Source organism: Novosphingobium sp. MD-1 (assembly GCF_001014975.1).
Classification (GTDB): domain Bacteria; phylum Pseudomonadota; class Alphaproteobacteria; order Sphingomonadales; family Sphingomonadaceae; genus Novosphingobium.
Genome location: NZ_BBXA01000020.1, coordinates 346406 through 363915, shown reverse-complemented (window position 1 = coordinate 363915; position 17510 = coordinate 346406). Strand labels below are relative to the sequence as shown.

19 protein-coding genes and 1 tRNA gene are annotated in these 17510 nt (G+C 68.9%); 12 read left to right on the top strand and 8 right to left on the bottom strand.

From position 1 onward, the window contains the following. Positions 1–40: 40 nt before the first annotated feature. The 3 genes from NMD1_RS06585 to NMD1_RS06575 form a co-directional block, all read right to left on the bottom strand. Positions 41–1195 (bottom strand): M14-type cytosolic carboxypeptidase, encoded by a 1155-nt coding sequence (locus tag NMD1_RS06585; RefSeq protein WP_125954114.1) that lies wholly within the window; start codon positions 1193–1195, stop codon positions 41–43. Further along, positions 1192–1794: a DUF4136 domain-containing protein gene (locus NMD1_RS06580; protein ID WP_125954113.1), complete on the bottom strand. Its 603-nt coding sequence runs from the start codon at positions 1792–1794 to the stop codon at positions 1192–1194. Before NMD1_RS06580 ends, NMD1_RS06585 begins: the two co-directional genes overlap by 4 nt. 75 nt (positions 1795–1869) lie before the next feature. Further along, a complete protein-coding gene (locus NMD1_RS06575; protein WP_125954112.1) occupies positions 1870–2616 on the bottom strand; it encodes a DUF4136 domain-containing protein in 747 nt (248 codons plus the stop codon). Positions 2617–2768: 152 nt separating this feature from the next. On the opposite strand from NMD1_RS06575, the gene galE reads away from it, so the two are divergent. From galE to NMD1_RS06555, 4 genes are all read left to right on the top strand, one after another. Beyond that, positions 2769–3773 (top strand): UDP-glucose 4-epimerase GalE, encoded by a 1005-nt coding sequence (galE, locus tag NMD1_RS06570; protein ID WP_125954111.1) that lies wholly within the window; start codon positions 2769–2771, stop codon positions 3771–3773. 72 nt (positions 3774–3845) lie between these two features. After that, entirely contained in the window at positions 3846–3971 is a 126-nt protein-coding gene (gene ykgO / locus NMD1_RS06565; RefSeq protein WP_003046794.1) for a type B 50S ribosomal protein L36, read from the top strand. 120 nt (positions 3972–4091) lie between these two features. Further along, positions 4092–4742, top strand: coding sequence for an HAD-IA family hydrolase (locus tag NMD1_RS06560; protein WP_194918862.1), 651 nt, complete (start codon positions 4092–4094; stop codon positions 4740–4742). Positions 4743–4825: 83 nt separating this feature from the next. Then, complete coding sequence (locus NMD1_RS06555) at positions 4826–6109, top strand: MFS transporter (protein WP_125954109.1); 1284 nt, start codon at positions 4826–4828, stop codon at positions 6107–6109. Positions 6110–6226: 117 nt separating this feature from the next. Here NMD1_RS06555 and pgeF read toward each other — a convergent pair whose 3' ends face one another. Both pgeF and pepN read right to left on the bottom strand, forming a co-directional pair. Continuing rightward, positions 6227–7024: a peptidoglycan editing factor PgeF gene (pgeF, locus tag NMD1_RS06550; RefSeq protein ID WP_375600790.1), complete on the bottom strand. Its 798-nt coding sequence runs from the start codon at positions 7022–7024 to the stop codon at positions 6227–6229. A 1-nt stretch (position 7025) separates the two neighbouring features. After that, positions 7026–9698 carry an aminopeptidase N gene (pepN, locus tag NMD1_RS06545; protein ID WP_125954108.1) on the bottom strand — a complete coding sequence of 891 codons (2673 nt, stop codon included), beginning with the start codon at positions 9696–9698 and terminating at the stop codon, positions 7026–7028. Positions 9699–9803: 105 nt separating this feature from the next. Here pepN and NMD1_RS06540 point away from each other — a divergent pair, with 105 nt between their 5' ends. Together NMD1_RS06540 and NMD1_RS06535 are read left to right on the top strand one after the other, a co-directional pair. Further along, on the top strand, positions 9804–11117 hold the full coding sequence (locus NMD1_RS06540) for a M48 family metallopeptidase (protein WP_125954107.1): 1314 nt from the start codon (positions 9804–9806) through the stop codon (positions 11115–11117). After that, complete coding sequence (locus NMD1_RS06535) at positions 11114–11977, top strand: SDR family NAD(P)-dependent oxidoreductase (RefSeq protein WP_125954106.1); 864 nt, start codon at positions 11114–11116, stop codon at positions 11975–11977. Before NMD1_RS06540 ends, NMD1_RS06535 begins: the two co-directional genes overlap by 4 nt. On the opposite strand, the gene NMD1_RS06530 is transcribed toward NMD1_RS06535, so the two are convergent. Both NMD1_RS06530 and NMD1_RS06525 read right to left on the bottom strand, forming a co-directional pair. Then, positions 11887–12807 (bottom strand): DMT family transporter, encoded by a 921-nt coding sequence (locus tag NMD1_RS06530; RefSeq protein ID WP_125954105.1) that lies wholly within the window; start codon positions 12805–12807, stop codon positions 11887–11889. The genes NMD1_RS06535 and NMD1_RS06530 overlap by 91 nt on opposite strands. After that, positions 12804–13832 carry a low specificity L-threonine aldolase gene (locus NMD1_RS06525; protein ID WP_125954104.1) on the bottom strand — a complete coding sequence of 343 codons (1029 nt, stop codon included), beginning with the start codon at positions 13830–13832 and terminating at the stop codon, positions 12804–12806. Before NMD1_RS06525 ends, NMD1_RS06530 begins: the two co-directional genes overlap by 4 nt. Positions 13833–13882: 50 nt before the next feature. Between NMD1_RS06525 and NMD1_RS06520 the strand changes: the two genes are divergently transcribed. Beyond that, positions 13883–14173, top strand: coding sequence for a GNAT family N-acetyltransferase (locus NMD1_RS06520; RefSeq protein WP_125954103.1), 291 nt, complete (start codon positions 13883–13885; stop codon positions 14171–14173). 42 nt (positions 14174–14215) lie between these two features. Here the strand turns inward: NMD1_RS06520 and NMD1_RS06515 are convergent. After that, positions 14216–14290 (bottom strand) — tRNA-Thr (locus tag NMD1_RS06515). A 157-nt stretch (positions 14291–14447) separates the two neighbouring features. Here NMD1_RS06515 and NMD1_RS06510 point away from each other — a divergent pair. The 5 genes from NMD1_RS06510 to NMD1_RS06490 are packed head-to-tail and all read left to right on the top strand — an operon-like array spanning position 14448 to position 17510. Further along, positions 14448–14672, top strand: coding sequence for a hypothetical protein (locus NMD1_RS06510; protein WP_125954102.1), 225 nt, complete (start codon positions 14448–14450; stop codon positions 14670–14672). 36 nt (positions 14673–14708) lie between these two features. Then, positions 14709–15395, top strand: a complete 687-nt coding sequence (gene gpmA, locus NMD1_RS06505; RefSeq protein WP_125954101.1) for a 2,3-diphosphoglycerate-dependent phosphoglycerate mutase — start codon at positions 14709–14711, stop codon at positions 15393–15395. Between the two features lie 30 nt (positions 15396–15425). Continuing rightward, entirely contained in the window at positions 15426–15923 is a 498-nt protein-coding gene (purE, locus tag NMD1_RS06500) for a 5-(carboxyamino)imidazole ribonucleotide mutase (RefSeq protein ID WP_124810619.1), read from the top strand. 40 nt (positions 15924–15963) lie between these two features. Next, complete coding sequence (locus NMD1_RS06495; RefSeq protein ID WP_125954100.1) at positions 15964–17022, top strand: 5-(carboxyamino)imidazole ribonucleotide synthase; 1059 nt, start codon at positions 15964–15966, stop codon at positions 17020–17022. Continuing rightward, positions 17022–17510 carry a dihydrofolate reductase gene (locus NMD1_RS06490; RefSeq protein WP_125954099.1) on the top strand — a complete coding sequence of 163 codons (489 nt, stop codon included), beginning with the start codon at positions 17022–17024 and terminating at the stop codon, positions 17508–17510. Before NMD1_RS06495 ends, NMD1_RS06490 begins: the two co-directional genes overlap by 1 nt.

The window sequence follows — 17510 nt, the reverse complement described above, 5'->3', positions numbered from 1 at the left end:
GTACCGGGTTAACAGACCGTAAATCCGACCCTAGGCGCGGTTACGGGCGCGTCAGCAGCAGTTCCAGCAATGCCGCCAGGCATTCGCGGCCAAGCAGCTTGCTGCGCTCCGGGCTCCAGCCCTGCGCCGGATCGGGCAGGTCGGCGTTGTCCTTGAACGGCATTTCCAGCGTCATCGAGACGCAGCCGTGGCTCGCGCCGAAGCGTTCGGCGAGCTGGTTGGTCGACATCGACAGGTTGGCCTTGCCCGCCGGGGCCACCGGATAGCCGCGCCGGGTCTGGAAATCGGGCGTCCGCCGTTCGAGGATAGCGCGATAGCGCCGGTATTCCGCGCCCTGCTGTTCGGTCCACGAAGGGATGCCCTCGAACCCGGCCAGGAATACCGCCGGAATCGCCTCGTCGCCGTGGACGTCGATGGCGAAGTGGACGCCGGTTTCGTCCATCGCGTCGCGCACGCACAGCACTTCGGGCGAGCGTTCGGCCGATGGCGTATCCCATTCGCGGTTCAGGTTCACGCCCGCCGCGTTGGTGCGCAGGTGGCCGCGCCGCGATCCGTCGGGATTCATGTTGGGCACGATGTGGAAGCGGCAGAGCTGGCGCAGCTTGCGCCCGTGCGGATCGGCGGGATCGGTCAGCAGGTCGAGCGCGCCTTCCATCCACCATTCGGCCATGCTCTCGCCCGGATGCTGGCGGGCATAGAGCCAGACCTGCGTTTCACCGTCGCCAAGGTCGAGGCAGTCTATCGGTTGGCCATCCAGCGTGGTGCCCAGCGTGCGGTGGGATACGCCCTCGCTGGCCGCGGCCGCGGCGACGAGATCGTGATGCCGCTCCATCGAATAAGGCGCGAAATAGGCGAACCAGGCGATGTCGGCGGCAGGGGTGTGGCGGATCGTCAGGGTGCCGCCATCGGTCGCCGGGTCATAGCTCGATGCGGCGCGGCCCCAGTATTCGCGGTCTTCGGAGACGCAGGCGTTGTAATCGGGCCAGCCGCCGGGATAGGCGGACTGGCCAAGCCCGGAGATCGCCAGCGTCAGTTCGCGGCCCGCCGCACCGGCCACGCGGAAGTGGAACCACTGGGCGAATTCGGACTGGTGATCGCGCCGGATCGCCAGCCGGGCGGCGGTTCCGTCGATGGAGAGAACGTCAATGTTGCCGCTGTCGAACGCGGCGTCGATCCGGATGGGGGCTTGCGTCATTTGACCTGGATAGTCTGTCCGGACTTGCCGGGGAAGTCCGCGAACAGCGCATGGGCCAGGCGCGGCGCCACGTTGGCCGCATCGGCCTCCTTCTTCTTCGCGTTGTCGCGCGATTCGGCGCGGCCTTCCCACAGCGCCTGCCCTGTCGCGCGGTCGCGGATCGTCACGGACAGGCGGGTGTCGGTCCATTCGCGTGATCCGCCGCCCAGGCTGAAGCCGACGCCCAGGCCCACGCCGCTGTTCCAGCCGCCGGTGGAGCCGCCCACGCCGACGCTGACCGGTCCGCGCTGCCGTTCCTGCCGTTCGGTGCGCCGCTCCACCCGCACTTCGACCAGTGCGTCCGCCGCGCCGGCGGTCGCCGTGCCGAAGCCACGGGCCGCCACTTCGCGCATGACCGCATCGTTCCACAGCGCGGTTTCGAGACCGGCGGGGTCTTCGCCCGGCGCGGGTGCCAACGCTAGTGCGGCGCCCGGCACCAGCTTCGCCAGCGATTCGGGGGTGTGGAACCGCGTGACTTCGACCGGGGCGGCGAACGCCACGCCGGGCGCGGCCGGCAAGGCGGCCAGCACAAGGGCGGAAGCAATCAGCAGGCGGCGCATCGGCGTATCCTCAATCGTTGTCCCGGTAACCGATATGGGCGTGATACGTGCCCGTGCAACCGCAGGTTGCTCCGATCAGGGCTGGAGCGCCGCCACTTCGGTGCCTTCGGGGAACTTCGCGAACAGCGCGGTGGCCAGGCGCGTGGCGACGGCGGTGTTGTCCAGCCCGGCCTCGCCCTCGCGCGCGACGCCTTCGGCATGGCCTTCCCACAGCACGCGGCGGGTCGCCTTGTCGCGAATGCGCACTTCCAGCCGCGTGCCGATGATCGCCTTCTTCGGCTTGGACAGATCGACCGCCAGCGCCAGACCGACGCCGCTGCCGCGGTTGCTGATCGTGGTGCTCATCGCGCCGCTCACGGGCTTGTGCGGGGCTTCCTCCGGCTGCACCACCGAATGGCTGACCGCCACTTCGGCCACCTGCCCGCCTTCCGCGCCCGAGGTGGCGGTGTTGTAGCCATGCCCGGCAAGCTGATCGACCACCGCCGCCTCATAGACCGGCAGCTTGGCGTCGGGCTCGACGTTGTCCTCGCTGCCGTCGTAGCCATCGGGCGCGACGGCGGCGATCACGATCGGCCCCTGCGCCAGCGCGCTGCCGGCATCGGCCGCGCGGAACGTGGTGACATCGACCTTCTTCGACGGTTCGCCGCCCGTCCGGCTGTCGCGGCCGTTCGCGCCATAGGGGCCGAACGGGTCGCCGCGCCCCCAGCCGCCGCCCCAGCCGCCGCCATAAGGCTGGGCGTGCAGTGCCGCCGGCGCGCCGGCCAGCAGCGCGGCCGCGATCAGGAGGGGTGAAAGGGCGGAGGTTGTGCGAACCCGGGGCATGGCGTGTGATCTTTCGGTAAGGGCTTCGACGGCGATCCCGCCCGCGCGATGCCACGCCGGCGCTTTCACCTGACTGAACGCGCTACTTAATGATTCCCTGCGAATCTTGCTGCTAGGGCAGGGTGTCCGTTGCATTCCGGAGTGATTCGCGCATGACTAAAGTACCCGTCCTCGTCACTGGTGGCGCAGGCTATATCGGCAGTCATGCCGTGCTGGCGCTGAAGGACGCGGGGTGGCCCGTCAGCGTGATCGACAACCTGACCACGGGTTTCCGCTTCGCCATTCCCGATGGCGTGCCGTTCTACCAGGGGGATATCGAGGACGGCGATCTGCTGGCGCGGATCATCGCGGAACAAGGGATCGGGGCGGTGATGCACTTCGCCGGATCGGTCGTGGTGCCCGAATCGGTCGAGAACCCGCTGAAATACTACCACAACAACACCGCCAAGAGCCGCGCGCTGATCGAATCGGCGGTGAAGGGCGGCGTGCGCCACTTCATCTTCAGCTCGACCGCGGCGACCTATGGCGTGCCCGAGGTTTCGCCGGTGAACGAGGACAGCCCGAAGCTGCCGATCAATCCCTATGGCATGTCCAAGCTGATGACCGAGATCATGCTGGCCGACACCGCCCGGGCGCATCCGCTGAACTTCTGCGCGCTGCGCTATTTCAACGTGGCGGGCGCCGATCCGCAGGCGCGCACGGGCCAGTCCACCGCCGGCGCGACGCACCTGATCAAGGTCGCGGTCGAGGCGGCGCTGGGCAAGCGCGGGCATGTGGCGGTGTTCGGCACCGATTATGCCACGCCCGATGGCACCGGTGTGCGCGACTATATCCACGTGTCGGACCTGGCCGAGGCGCACGTGCTGGCGCTGGGCGCGCTGATCGAACAGCCGGAACGGTCGCTGACGATGAACTGCGGCTATGGGCGCGGATTCTCGGTGCTGGAAGTGCTGGACGCGGTGGACCGCGTCACCAACCGCACCATCGTCCGCAAGCTGGAGGATCGCCGTGCCGGCGATCCCGATTCGCTGATTTCCGACAACAGCCGGATCCGGGCGACGGTGCCGTGGGTGCCGAAATACGCCGATCTCGAAACCATCGTCACGCACGCGCTGGCGTGGGAGCGCAAGCTGACCGAGATCCGTGGCGAAGGTTGACTTTCCACCGGCCCGCCCTTATCGGCGCGCCTTCAGTTTCAAGCCCGGTCGCTTCGGGCAAAGGGATTCGTCATGAAGATTCGCAACAGCCTGAAGTCGCTCAAGGACCGCCACCGGGACAACCGCGTGATCCGCCGCCGTGGCCGGACCTACGTCATCAACAAGACCAACCGTCGTTTCAAGGCGCGCCAGGGCTGATCCGGCTCTGGCGGAAGCGTTCCCGCACCTGCCGGAACGCTTCCGTCCTGATCGACGCCTCTTGCAGAGGCAAGGCTGCCCCCGCCTGCGCGGGGGCGCATTTGTTTGCGGGAACGCAGCGTGAGCCAGCAGGACGATGCCCCGGTCGATGCGCCCGTTGATGGCGCGATCGACGCGGTCGTCTGGGATATCGGCCGCGTGCTGGTGCAGTGGCGAATCGCCTCGCTTTACGAAAAGCTGATCGCCGACCCGCGCGAACTGGACTGGTTCCTGGCCAACGTGGTGACCGAGGAATGGCACGCGCAGCACGACGCGGGCGTTCCGCTGGCGGAGATGATCGCCGCGCGCTCTGCCGAATTTCCCGCCTATCGCCCGTTGATCGAAGCCTATGCGCCCAACTGGCTGGATGCGGTGCCGGGGCCGGTCACGGGCACGCACGAACTGGTCCGGGCGCTGGATGCGCGCGGGATACCGCAGTTTTCGATCACCAATTTCGGCGCCGATACCTGGGCGATGTTCCGCCCGACCTTCCCGGTGCTTGACCATTTCCGCGATATCGTCGTCTCCGGCGTGGAAAAGCTGATCAAGCCCGATGCGGCGATCTTCGCGCTGGCGGCCCGCCGTTTCGGTCATGAGCCTGCGCGGATGCTGTTCATCGACGACAACGCCGCCAATATCGCGGCGGCGGACGCGCTCGGCTGGCACACCCACCATTTCCGCGACGACGCCGCCGCGCTGCGCGCCGATCTCGAGGCGCGGGGCCTGCTCTGAACCCGCACCCTTGCGGCAGCGGTCGCTTGATCTTTGCCCCCGCCGCCGCCTAGCGTCGCTTCCTGACATCGGCGGGGAGAGCTATGGCATCGGGCGCGCATCACGGATCGAAGGAGGCGCCGAGCCGGTTGCGTTCGATTTTCAGCGGATCGGTGGGCAATCTCATCGAATGGTATGACTGGTACGTCTATGCCGCGTTCTCGCTCTATTTTGCCTCGGCGTTCTTTCCCAAGGGCGATCCCACCGCGCAGCTGCTGAACACCGCCGCGGTCTTCGCGGTGGGCTTCCTGATGCGCCCTGTCGGCGGCTGGCTGATGGGGCTCTACGCCGATCGGGCGGGGCGCAAGACGGCGCTGACCGCGTCCGTGCTGCTGATGTGCCTGGGTTCGCTGATCGTCGGGCTGACGCCGGGCTATGACCGGATCGGCGTGGCCGCGCCGGTGCTGCTGGTGATCGCGCGGCTGTTGCAGGGCCTCAGCGTCGGCGGCGAATACGGCGCGAGCGCGACCTACCTGTCCGAAGTGGCATCGGCCGAGCGGCGCGGCTTCTGGTCCAGTTTCCAGTACGTTACCCTGATCATGGGGCAGTTGCTGGCGCTGGGCGTGCTGATCGTGCTGCAACAGGTGCTGACGGAGGAGCAACTCCACGCCTGGGGCTGGCGCGTACCGTTCCTGATCGGCGCCGCGTGCGCCGTCGCCGCGCTGTGGCTGCGCCGGACCATGCACGAAACCGCCGCGTTCGAGCAGGAGCGCGAACACCAGCCTTCGCTGCGCCGCCTGCTCGCCCACCCGCGCGAGGTGCTGACGGTGGTGGGCCTGACCATGGGCGGCACGGTCGCGTTCTATACCTTCACCACCTATGCGCAGAAGTTCATGGTCAACACCGCCGGCTGGTCGAAGGAGGACGCGACGCTGGTCTCCGCGCTGGTGCTGGCGGGCTTCATGGTGCTGCAACCGCTGGTCGGCGCGCTGTCGGACCGGATCGGGCGGCGGCCGCTGCTGCTGGCCTTCGGGCTGGTGGGCGCGGTCATCACCGTGCCGCTGATGCGCGCGCTGGCGGTGGCGCACGATTTCTGGACCGGGTTCGCCCTGCTGATGGCGGCGCTGGTCGTGGTCAGCGGCTATACCGCGATCAACGCGGTGGTGAAGGCCGAACTGTTCCCCGCCGGCATCCGCGCGCTGGGCGTGGGCCTGCCCTATGCGGTCACGGTGTCGGTGTTCGGCGGATCGGCCGAATACATCGCGCTGTGGTTCAAGACCGAAGGCTGGGAAGACGGCTATTTCTGGTACGTGGCCGGCTGCATCGCGGTATCGTTCGTGGTCTACCTGCTGATGCCCGATACGCGAAAGACATCGCGAATCGCCTGAAGCATGACGCCGGGTTGACCCGCTTCGTCATTGCGAGCGGCACGCGACGCAATCCAGAGTCCCGCGCGCGGCTCTGGATTGCCGCGGGGCTTTGCCCCTCGCAATGACGATCAAAGGCTATGCCGTCCGGTTTTGCGGCAGCGCGATCAGCGAGATCTCGCGGCCATAGTCGGGCTCGCCCCGGTGCGTGGCGCGGCGGAACGAATAGAAGCGGTCGGGCTGGCTGTAGGTATCCTCGCCCAGCATGGCGACCGTGCCGACGCCGGCCGCCTGCAGCCGCGCGGCGACGTAGCCTTCCAGATCGAACCAGGCGTGCCCCGCCTTGCCGGCGCGGAAGAAGCGCGCGTTGGCCGGGTCGGTGGCCAGGAAGCGGTCCTCGAAGGCGGCGTCCACCTCGTAGCTCTTCTGCGCGATGCACGGGCCGACGACGGCGGCGATGTCCGCGCGCCTGGCCCCCAGCGCTTCCATCGCCGCGATGGTATTGTCGGTCACTCCGCCGAACGCGCCTTTCCAGCCGGCGTGCGCCGCGCCGATCACCCCGGCTTTTGCGTCGTGGAACAGCACGGGGGCGCAATCGGCGGTGAGAATGCCCAGCACCACGCCGGGCAGGCGGGTGACGAGCGCGTCGGCCTTCGGGCGGTCGCTCTCGGACCACGGCTCGGTCACCGTCACCACGTCGGGTGAATGGATCTGATAGGCACAGACGAGCCGGCCGCCGGGAAGGACGGCCTCGGTCGCGCGGCGGCGGTTCTCGGCCGTGGCGGCGGGATCGTCCTCACTGCCCCAGCCGACGTTGAGGCCGGCGAGCACGCCTTCGCTCACTCCGCCGCGCCGGCCCAGGAAGCCGTGGGGCACGCCGCCCAACGCCGGGTGGGTGAGCACGTCCACGCCGGTAATGCCCGCACCCTCCACCACGTCAGCTGTCCAGGCTGCGCGTGACTTGCTCGCGCACGTCGCGCGACAGCGTGGAACAGGCCGCGATGCGTTCCAGCTCCGCGCGCATCAGCGCGGCGCGGCCCGGCTCCACCTTGCGCCAGCGGCCCAGTGGCGGCACGAAGCGCGCGGCGGTGTTGGCGTTGATCGGATCGAGCGCCAGGATCAGGTCCGCGATCAGGCGATAGCCTTCGCCGTCCGGCTTGTGGAACGCCTGCGGGTTGGCCGCGAACGCCATGTAGAGCGAGCGCACCCGGTTGGGGTTGGTCATGGTGAAGTCCGGATGGCTGGCCAGCGCCTTCACGTGCGCGATCGCCTGCGGGTGGAGCGATCCCGCCTGGAGCGAGAACCACTTGTCGATCACCAGCATGTTGCCCGCGAAGCGCTGGTGGAAATCGGCCAGCGCCGCCTCGCGCTCGGGTGCGGACAGGCCGCACAGCACCATCAGCGCGCCCTGCCGGTCGGTCATGTTGTCGGCTGCGTCGTATTGCGCCTTGGCGCGCCGGGCGGCTTCGGCGGGCTCGGCCGCGGCCAGATAGACCAGCGCCTGCGTTTTCAGCTTGCGCGCGCCGCGCGCGGCGGAGTCTAGGCTGTAGGGCACGGCGGAGCAGCGATCGTGAAGCGCGATGATCTCCGCCCGCAACCGCGTGCCGAGGTGCTGCTTCAGCGCTTCGCGTTCGGCATGGACGCGCGAGGGATCGACCCCGGCGATCTGTTCGGCGAGATAGGCCTCGCCGGGCAGGATCACCAGTTCGCCGCGCATCAGGTCGTCGAGTTTGGCGTCGGCCAGGATCGTGCCGAAGGCTTCGGTAATCGCCGCTTCGCCGGCCGCGCGCGCGGCATCGTCGAGCGTGCCGGTCACCGCCGCGACAAGATGCTGGACGACCAGCTGCTGCATCGCCTCGTACCGGGCGAAGGGATCGTCGTCATGTTCGGCCAGGAACACGAGGTCGGCCGTCGTCGCCGGGCTGGTGATCGCCACGGGCGCGGAAAAGCACCGGTTGATCGACAGCACCGGTGCCTCGGCATGGCCTTCGAACGTGAAGGCCTGTTCCGCCTCTTCCAGCACCAGCAGGTGTTCGCCCCGGTGCGTGCCGGTGGCGCGGTCGAACAGCGCGGTGCGCAGCGGGATCGGCATCGGCTGCTTGACCGGCTGGCCGGGCGTGGGCGGCACGGTCTGGCGGAGCGTGAGCGTGACGGTGCCCGATGCCGCGTCGTGCGCCAGCGCCGCGTCCACCCTGGGCGTGCCGGCCTGTTCGTACCAGCGGCGGAATTTCGTGAGGTCCAGCCCTGCCCCGTCCTCGATCGCCTTGACGAAATCCTCGCAGGTCGCCGCCTCGCCATCGTGGCGCGCGAAATAGAGATCGGTGCCCTTGCGGAAGCGTTCCGGCCCGGCCAGCACCGTCATCATGCGGATGACTTCGGCGCCCTTGTTATAGACCGTGGCGGTATAGAAGTTCGAGATTTCGGCGTAGCTGTCGGGCCGGATCGGGTGGGCGAGCGGCCCCGAATCCTCGGGGAACTGCGCCGCACGCAGCACGCGCACGTCCTCGATCCGCTTGACCGGCGGCGATCCGCGATCGGCGCTGAACTGCTGGTCGCGCAGCACGGTGAAGCCTTCCTTGAGGCTGAGCTGGAACCAGTCGCGGCAGGTCACGCGGTTGCCCGACCAGTTGTGGAAGTATTCGTGCGCCACCACGCCCTCGATCGCGTCGTAGTCCGCATCGGTCGCGGTTTCCGGATCGGCCAGGATGTAGCGCGTGTTGAAGACGTTGAGGCCCTTGTTCTCCATCGCGCCGGCGTTGAAGTCCGAGACGGCGACGATGTTGAACAGGTCGAGATCGTATTCGCGGCCGTAGACCTCCTCGTCCCATTTCATCGAGGCGATCAGCGAGCGCATGGCGTGGCCGGTGCGCGTCTCGTCGCCGGCGCGGACCCAGATCGCCAGATCGACCTTGCGGCCGGACCGGGTGGTGAAGCTGTCGCGCGTGGGCACCAGATCGCCCGCCACCAGCGCGAAGAGATAGGACGGCTTGGGCCAGGGATCGTGCCATTCGGCCCAGTGCGTGCCGTCCGGCCCCTCGCCTTGCGCCACCGGATTGCCGTTCGACAGCAGCACCGGAAAGCGCGCCTTGTCGCCCGCCATCCGCACCGTGTAGCGGCTCAGCACGTCGGGCCGGTCGGGGAAGAAGGTGATCCGCCGGAATCCCTCCGCCTCGCACTGGGTGCAGAGCATCCCGCCGGACGCGTAGAGACCGGAAAGCTGTGTGTTCGCAGTGGGATCGACCAGAGTTTCGATGCCGATTTGGTGCTTTCCGCCCGGCAGGTCGATCAGCAGCGCGTCGCCTTCCAAGCGCCAGTCGTTGTGCGGCAGTCCGTCCACGGACACGCGTGCGGGACGCAGGCCATCCCCGTCGAGACGGAGCGTGCGTGCGCCGTCGCCCGCCGGGTTGCGTTCGACCGAAAGCGTCGCCTGCACGCGGGTTTCGGTGAGCGACAGGGCGAAATCGAGGGCGATTTCCGGCACCAACCAGGCCGGCGGCTGGTAGTCGGCGCGATGGATCACGGCGGGGTGCGCGGGCGCCGGGGCGTCGGCCGGGGAGGCGGGCGTGGCGACGGTCTGGGAGGCGGATGGCGGATTGGCGAGGTCGTTCATGGTCCCAATGTAGGGCGAAGCCGGCCAAGGGCAATCGCCAAACGCTCTTGACTCCAGACGGTTTCGCCGCGCAGGCCTTGTTGAACGACCGTTTGAGGACTGTGAATGCGCCGGGGCTTTTTCTTCCCTTTCACATATGCCGTTCTGTCGCTCCTTGCCCTCCTTGCTGTGCCGGGCGTCGGCCATGCGGCTGGCTTCAACGCCGATGCCGCCACGCGCGCCTACCTCGATACGCTGCAGGGGTCCGCGCGGGTGAAGTCGGACGCCTATTTCGAGGGCGGTTACTGGATCGCGCTGATCGGCACGCTGGTTTCGGTGGCGGTCTACTGGGTCATGTTGCGGCTGCGCATCCTGCCCCGCGTGCGCGATGCGGCCGAACGCAAAGGGCGCAGGCGCGCGCTGGTGGTGTTCGAAGTGGCTGCCGTGTTCCTGATGGCCAGCACGCTGCTGCTGCTGCCGTGGACCATCTACACAGGGTTCGTGCGCGAGGCGCGCTATGGCCTGCTGAACCAGTCCTTCGCCGGCTGGCTGGGCGAACAGGTGATCGGCCTGTTCGTGACGCTGGTGATCGGCAGCCTGCTGTTCGTGGTGATCTATGCCGTGATCCGGCGGATGCCGAAGAACTGGTGGATGGTATCGACGGGGGTCGTCTCGGTCTTCCTCGCGCTGGCGATGCTGTTCGCGCCGGTCTATATCCTCCCGCTGTTCAATACCTATTCCGAACTGCCCCAGGGGCCGGTGCGCGATCGCATCGTGGCCATGGCCAAGGCCTATGACGTGCCGGCCGAACATATCTACGTCTATGACGCGTCCAAGCAGACCAAGCGCATTTCGGCCAATGTCTCGGGCATCGGGCCGAGCGTGCGGATCAGCCTCAACGACAACCTGCTGCACCGCGCGACCGAGCCGGAAATCCTCGCCGCGGTGGGGCACGAGATGGGGCATTACGTGCTGGGCCATGTCTGGCGCTCGTGGATCTGGCTGACGGCGCTCTACGGGCTGATGCTGTTCCTGGCGGCCTGGGCCATGCCGCTGATCCTGGCCCGGTACGGAGCCCGGTGGAACATTCGCGACGTGGCCGATCCCGCCTCGATGCCTCTCCTTGCCGGCGTTTTCGTGGTCTTTTCGCTGATGGTCACGCCGATCACCAACACGCTGGTCCGCGTGACCGAGCGGGACGCCGATGTCTTCGGGCTGGACGCCGCGCACGAGCCGGACGGGTTCGCCTCGTTGTCGATGAAGCTTTCCGAATACCGCAAGATCGATCCTGGCCCGGTCGAGGAAGCGCTGTTCTACGATCATCCCTCGGGCGCCACGCGCGTGCGGCTGGCGATGCGGTGGAAGCAGATCCACATGCCCGGCGCGCCGATGGCAAAGCCGACGCCGATCGTGCTGGAGCCGATGGACGCACAGCATTGACGGGCCGCCTGTTCGTCTTCGGGCTGGGTTACAGCGCGGGGATACTGGCGGAGCGGTTGCGGCGGCAGGGCTGGCGCGTCGCCGGAACCGGCCGCGCAGGCACGCTGGCCTTCGATGACGACGCCGGCATCGCGGCGGAGCTGGCGCACGCCACGCATGTCCTCTCGTCGGTGCCACCCTCGGGCATGGGCGCGGAGGCGGGTGGCGATCCGGTCCTGCTGCGCCATGGCGCGCGCATCCGGCAATGCGGCGCGGCCTGGATCGGCTATCTGTCCTCCACCGGCGTCTATGGCGATGCAGCCGGCGCCTGGGTGGACGAAAGCGCGCCGGTGGGGCGGGGCCGCCGGACCGCCCGGGCCGATGCGGACCTGGCCTGGCAGGCGCTCGATCCCCGCGTGCGCGTGTTCCGCCTGCCGGGCATCTATGGCCCCGGCCGCAGTGCGCTGGAGCGGGTGCGCGCGGGGACAGCGCACCGCATCGACCTGCCCGGGCAAGTGTTCAGCCGCGTCCATGTGGAGGACATCGCCGGCGGAATCATCGCCTCGTTCGGCGGGCCGGCGGGCGTGTACAACCTGTCCGACGATTTGCCGTGCAGCCAGAACGCGGTGATCGAGGAAGCGGCGCGGCTGGCGGGATGCGCGCCGCCGCCGCTGCTCACGCTGGAGGCGGCCGGCCTTTCTCCGGCCGCGCGCGCGTTCTACGCGGAGAACCGCCGCGTCGCGAACGGGCGGGCGCGGCGCCTGTTGAACTGGCGCCCGCGCTATCCGACCTATCGCGAAGGGTTGCGCGCTCTCAGCGCCACGATCAGCCCTGCCATCGCCAGCACCGCGCCGGCGACGGCCAGCGACGACCAGCGATAACCTTCGAACAGCGTCGACAGCAGCATCGCCACCACGGGCACGACCACCCCGTTATAGGCCGCGCGGCCGGGGCCGAGTTCGCGCACCAGCTGGAAATAGAGCGGAAAGGTCACCACCGACCCCATCACGCCCAGATAGGCGATGCCGAGCAGATAGCCGGGCCGCATGTCGATTTGCGGGGGGCCATAGACCATCCACGCGAACAACGCGTCGATCGCGACACCCCAGACCATCGCCCAGAACAGCAGGGCCAGCATCGGGCGCGTCCGCGCGGCCTCGCTCGCCTGCAGCACGTTGGCGCTGGACGCGGACAGGATGCCGCAGAACGTGAACAGCACGCCCAGCAGCGCCGCGTTGCCGACCGGCGCCGTGCGCACCTCGTGCAGCAGCAACAGGGCGATGCCGGCGATGGCGATGGCCGATCCGGCCAGGAAGCCGCGCGTCAGCGGCTGCCCCAGGAACAGCCGCGCGAACAAGGCGTTGGGCACCAGCAGCAGCGCGAACAGCACGGCGACGATGCCCGAGGTGATGTGCTGCTCGGCGCGGTAGACGAACTGGAAATTGCAGACGAACTGGAGCAGCCCCATCAGCACGGCGAGCTGGTGTCCGCGCCGGTCCAGCCGCAGGCTCTCGCGGCGCGCCAGCGCCAGCAGCAGCACGCCGACGGCGGCCACGGCAAAGCGCCAGGTGACCGACCAGCTGGCCGGCACGGACCCGATCTGATCCTTGATGACCAGCCAGGTGGAGCCCCAGATCAGCGCCACCAGCGCGAACGGCCCCAGGATGCGCGGGCTCCAGAACGAAGCCGGCCCGCCGTCGGGCGATGTCACAGCGCGGCAATGGCGCGGGCCAGCGCCTCGACATGCGCCGGATCGCTGTTCCACGCGGTAACCAGCCGCGCCGCGCCGGGCGCGCCTTCGGGGGCGGGCCAATCGTAAAACTCGAAGCCCTGCGCGTGGAGCGCGGCCTGTTCGGCGGGCGAGAGTACGGCGAAGACCTCGTTGGCCTCGACCGGGTGGAGCAGGCGCTCGTCGCAGGCCTCGCCGATCGTGGCGGCGGCGGCATTGGCGGCGCGCGCGTTCTCGAGCCACAGGCCGTCCCCGATCCCGTCCCCTATCATCGCCAGTACCTGCGCGGCCAGATAGCGCCCCTTGGACTGGAGATGCCCCGCGCGCTTGCGGCGATAGCGCACCACCTCGGCCAGCGCGGGATCGAAGCACACCAGCGCCTCGGCGCTCATGCCACCGTTCTTGACGCAGCCGAACGTCAGCGCGTCGACGCCGGCGTTCACCGTCAGCGCGGCCGGATCGCAACCGAGATGGGCCACCGCGTTGGCAAAGCGCGCGCCGTCCATGTGCAGGCCCAGCGAGCGCTGCCTGGCCAGCGCGCCGATCGCGGCGACCTCGCCGGGCGTATAGACGCGCCCGTATTCGGTCGCCTGCGTGATCGAGATGGCGTGCGGCTGCACCTGGTGCACGTCGCGCCGGATCGGGTCGATCGTCGCGCGGATCGTCTCGGGCGTCATCTTCGCGCCTTCGCCGTCGGCCAGCAGCAGCTTGGCGCCGTGAGTGAAGAAGCCGGGCGCGCCGCCTTCGTCCACCTCGATATGCGCCTCGCGATGGCAGACGATCCCGCCATGTGGCTGGGCCAGCGCGGCCAGCGCCAGGCAGTTCGCAGCGGTGCCCGTCGCCACCCACAATGCAGCGCATTCGGTGCCGAACAAGGCCGAAAAGGCCTCGTCCAGCCGCGCGCTCAGGCGGTCGCCGTCATAGGCGGCGTCGGGCTGGTCGGCCGCGCGCATCGCGTCCCAGACGCGGGGGTGGACGCCGGCGGCGTTATCGGAGAAGAACTTCATGCGCCAAGGCATCTAAGGCACCGACACAAGCGGTCAAGCGGGAGCAAGCAATGGAACAGGTCACGATCACGCGCGTCGGCGGTGGCGCCGAGGGCGAATACCACGCGGCGGTCGCGGGAAGCGACGCGGTGGGGCGGCTGACCTGGCGCCGCCGGGGCGATGTGGTCGCGGCCGAACACACGCTGGTCCCGCCCGAAATCGGCGGGCGCGGTGTGGCGGGCAAGCTGGTGGAGGCGCTGATCGCGGATGCGCGGGCCGAAGGCTGGAAGATCGCGCCCGATTGCAGCTATGTCGCCGCCGCCTTCCAGCGTCATCCCGAATGGGCGGACCTGCTGGCCTGATACTGATGGCCTGACACTGCTTGTTGGAAGCGGGGCGGGAAATGGTGCTGCTGGGGAGGATTGAACTCCCGACCTCAGCCTTACCAAGGATGCGCTCTACCACTGAGCTACAGCAGCACACCATTTCCGCGCTCCGGCGCGCCGGCAAGAACCGGCGGCGGGCAGGGGCGCGCTATTGGCTGCGAGGGCCGGCTTTGTCAAGCGTGGTATGACGTGCCGTGGTATCAGCGGCGTGCCCTTGCGGTGCGCGCGCCGGCAAGGCACATCGCACGGCATGAGCGACGATCCGGCAAGAATGACGCGCGAGGAACGGTTGGCCGCGCGCCTGCGCGAGAACCTGAAGCGGCGCAAGGCGCAGGCCAGGGAACTTGGGGTCAGAGAACTCGGGGTCAGAGAACTCGGGGCCAGAGAACTTGGGACGCGCGAACTTGGCGCGCGCGAGGCGGGCAACGGCGAATCCGGCACCGGCGGCCTTTCCAAACCGCAAGGGGAGCGCTAGGGGGCCGTTTCCCGCAGTAGAGCAGCAGGAGCCACGATGCCCCGCCTGATCCTGATCCGTCACGGTCAATCGCAATGGAATCTCGAAAACCGTTTCACCGGCTGGTGGGATGTCGACGTGACCGAAAAGGGCGCGGCCGAAGCGCTCGCCGCCGGCACGCTGCTGAAAGACAAGGGCGTGCTGCCGACGGTGGCGTTCACCTCGCTGCAGACGCGCGCGATCAAGACGCTGCATTTCGCGCTGGAAGCGGCCGGCCGGCTGTGGATTCCCGAAGACAAGGACTGGCGGCTCAACGAACGGCACTATGGTGGCCTGACCGGGCTGGACAAAGCCGAGACCGCCGCGAAGCATGGGGACGAGCAGGTCAAGGTCTGGCGCCGCAGCTTCGACATTCCGCCGCCCCCGCTGGAAGCGGGCAGCGCTTTCGACCTGGCGGCCGACCCGCGCTATGCCGGCATCGCCGTGCCGGCTACCGAAAGCCTCAAGGACACGATCGCCCGCGTGCTGCCGTGCTTCGAGCAGAAGATCGCCCCGGCGCTGAAGGCCGGCGAAACGGTGATCGTCTCCGCTCACGGCAACTCGCTGCGCGCGCTGGTGAAGCACCTTTCGGGCATTTCGGACGCCGACATCACCGGCCTCGAGATTCCGACCGGCCAGCCGATCGTCTATGAGCTGGACGACAACCTCGCCGAGATCGAGCGGTACTACCTGTCGGAACGCTGAGGCGCGTTCCGGCCTGAGAGGGGGCAGGGCATGAGTGATACCTCGCCGCAGGCGCCGGCCGTGGCCATCGTCATGGGCAGCCAGTCCGACTGGGAGACGATGAAGAACGCGGCCGCCGCGCTCGACAAGCTGGGCGTGGCGCACGAATGCCGCATCGTTTCCGCGCACCGCACGCCCGACCGGCTCGTCGCCTTCGCCAAGGGCGCGCACCGGGAAGGCTTCCGGGTTATCATCGCCGGGGCCGGCGGTGCGGCGCACCTGCCGGGCATGGTCGCTTCGATGACGCACCTGCCCGTGCTGGGCGTGCCGGTCGAATCCAAGGCGCTGAAGGGCATGGACAGCCTGCTGTCGATCGTCCAGATGCCCGGTGGCATTCCCGTGGGTACGCTGGCCATCGGCGTGCCGGGCGCGACCAATGCCGGCCTGCTGGCCGCGTCGATCCTCGCCACGTCCGATCCCGCGCTGGCCGAACGGCTGATCGCCTTCCGCGCCGCGCAGACCGATTCGGTCGCGGAACGGCCGTCCTGAGGGAGATGGTGGTGCGCCACACCCCGCGCGGGAGCCGCGCATGATCGCCCCCGGCGAAACCATCGGCATTCTCGGCGGCGGCCAACTGGGCCGGATGCTGGCGCTGGCGGCGGCGAACCTCGGCTATCGCTGCCATGTCTATGCGCCGGAAGCGGATTCGGTCGCGGCCGATGTCAGCGCCGCGTTCACGCAAGGGCGCTATGACGACGAGGCCGCGCTGGCCGCCTTCGCCGCGCAATGCGCGGTGGTGACGTACGAGTTCGAGAACGTCGCCGCCGGGCCGCTGGCTGCGATCGGCGACCATGCGCCGCTGCATCCGCCGGTCCGCGCGCTGGAAGTGGCGCAGGACCGGGTGAACGAGAAGAGCTTCGTCGAGGCGCTGGGCGGCCGCCCCGCGCCGTGGGCGCAAGTCGATTCCGCCGCCGACCTGGCCGCCGCGATCGCGCGGATCGGCGCGCCCGGCATCCTCAAGACGCGGCGCGACGGCTATGACGGCAAGGGCCAGTGGCGGATCATGGACCCGGCCGACGCCGCCGGGCTGGACCTGCCCGCGGTGCCGCTGATCTACGAAGGCTTCGTGCGCTTCGCGGGCGAGTTCTCGGTGATTCTGGTGCGCGATGCGGCCGGCGATGTGCGCTTCTGGGATTCGGCGCAAAACGAGCACGACAGTGGCATCCTCGCCCGTTCGACCGTGCCCGCGCCCACGTTCATCACGGCGCAGGTGGACGCGGCGCGCGCGCTGGCGGCAAAAGTGGCCGACGCCTTGGACTATGTGGGCGTGTTGACGCTGGAATTCTTCGCCACGGCGGACGGCCCGGTGTTCAACGAGATGGCCCCGCGCGTCCACAATTCCGGGCACTGGACGATCGAGGGCGCGCTGGTCAGCCAGTTCGAGAACCATATCCGCGCGATCTGCGCTCTGCCGCTGGGCAGCACGGCGCTGGCGGCGAAGGGCGCGGTGATGGACAACCTGATCGGCGATGCCGCGCGCGACTGGGCGCAGATCCTGTCCGATCCCGCCAACCACCTCCATCTCTATGGCAAGGCGGCGGTCCGTCCCGGACGCAAGATGGGCCACGTCACCCGGCTGATCCTGTAATGGCGCAGGCCCTGGTCCTGATCTACGCGCGCGCCGCCAACGGCACGATCGGTCGGGACAACGCGCTGCCCTGGCACCTTCCGGCGGACCTGCGGCGGTTCAAGGCGCTGACCATGGGCAAGCCGATGATCATGGGCCGCAAGACGTTCGAGAGCTTTCCCGCGCCGCTGCCCGGCCGCCGCCATATCGTGCTGACGCGCGATGCCGGCTGGCAGGCGGAAGGGGCCGAAGTGGTCCACGATGTACCGGCCGCGCTGGCGCTGGCGGGCGATGGCGAGGTGGCCGTGGTCGGCGGCGCGGAGATCTACCGCCTGTTCCTGCCGCTGGCTGCGCGGGTGGAACTGACCGAAGTCGATGCCGATGTCGCGGGCGACACGGTGATGCCCCCCCTTGGCCCCGAATGGCGGGAGCTTGCGCGCGAGACGCACCCGGCCGAAAAGGGACGCCCGGCGTTCGCTTTCGTGACGCTGGAAAGGGGGAGGGGCTGA

Excerpts from the sequence above, each read along its gene's own strand:
- galE (WP_125954111.1), top strand. The coding sequence starts at position 2,769 with ATGACTAAAGTACCCGTCCTCGTCACTGGTGGCGCAGGCTATATCGGC.
- NMD1_RS06520 (WP_125954103.1), top strand. The coding sequence starts at position 13,883 with ATGGAACAGGTCACGATCACGCGCGTCGGCGGTGGCGCCGAGGGCGAA.
- purE (WP_124810619.1), top strand. The coding sequence starts at position 15,426 with ATGAGTGATACCTCGCCGCAGGCGCCGGCCGTGGCCATCGTCATGGGC.
- ykgO (WP_003046794.1), top strand. The coding sequence starts at position 3,846 with ATGAAGATTCGCAACAGCCTGAAGTCGCTCAAGGACCGCCACCGGGAC.
- NMD1_RS06510 (WP_125954102.1), top strand. The coding sequence starts at position 14,448 with ATGAGCGACGATCCGGCAAGAATGACGCGCGAGGAACGGTTGGCCGCG.
- NMD1_RS06585 (WP_125954114.1), bottom strand. The coding sequence starts at position 1,195 with ATGACGCAAGCCCCCATCCGGATCGACGCCGCGTTCGACAGCGGCAAC.
- NMD1_RS06580 (WP_125954113.1), bottom strand. The coding sequence starts at position 1,794 with ATGCGCCGCCTGCTGATTGCTTCCGCCCTTGTGCTGGCCGCCTTGCCG.
- NMD1_RS06575 (WP_125954112.1), bottom strand. The coding sequence starts at position 2,616 with ATGCCCCGGGTTCGCACAACCTCCGCCCTTTCACCCCTCCTGATCGCG.
- NMD1_RS06490 (WP_125954099.1), top strand. The coding sequence starts at position 17,022 with ATGGCGCAGGCCCTGGTCCTGATCTACGCGCGCGCCGCCAACGGCACG.
- NMD1_RS06540 (WP_125954107.1), top strand. The coding sequence starts at position 9,804 with ATGCGCCGGGGCTTTTTCTTCCCTTTCACATATGCCGTTCTGTCGCTC.
- NMD1_RS06495 (WP_125954100.1), top strand. The coding sequence starts at position 15,964 with ATGATCGCCCCCGGCGAAACCATCGGCATTCTCGGCGGCGGCCAACTG.
- NMD1_RS06555 (WP_125954109.1), top strand. The coding sequence starts at position 4,826 with ATGGCATCGGGCGCGCATCACGGATCGAAGGAGGCGCCGAGCCGGTTG.
- NMD1_RS06525 (WP_125954104.1), bottom strand. The coding sequence starts at position 13,832 with ATGAAGTTCTTCTCCGATAACGCCGCCGGCGTCCACCCCCGCGTCTGG.
- pepN (WP_125954108.1), bottom strand. The coding sequence starts at position 9,698 with ATGAACGACCTCGCCAATCCGCCATCCGCCTCCCAGACCGTCGCCACG.
- gpmA (WP_125954101.1), top strand. The coding sequence starts at position 14,709 with ATGCCCCGCCTGATCCTGATCCGTCACGGTCAATCGCAATGGAATCTC.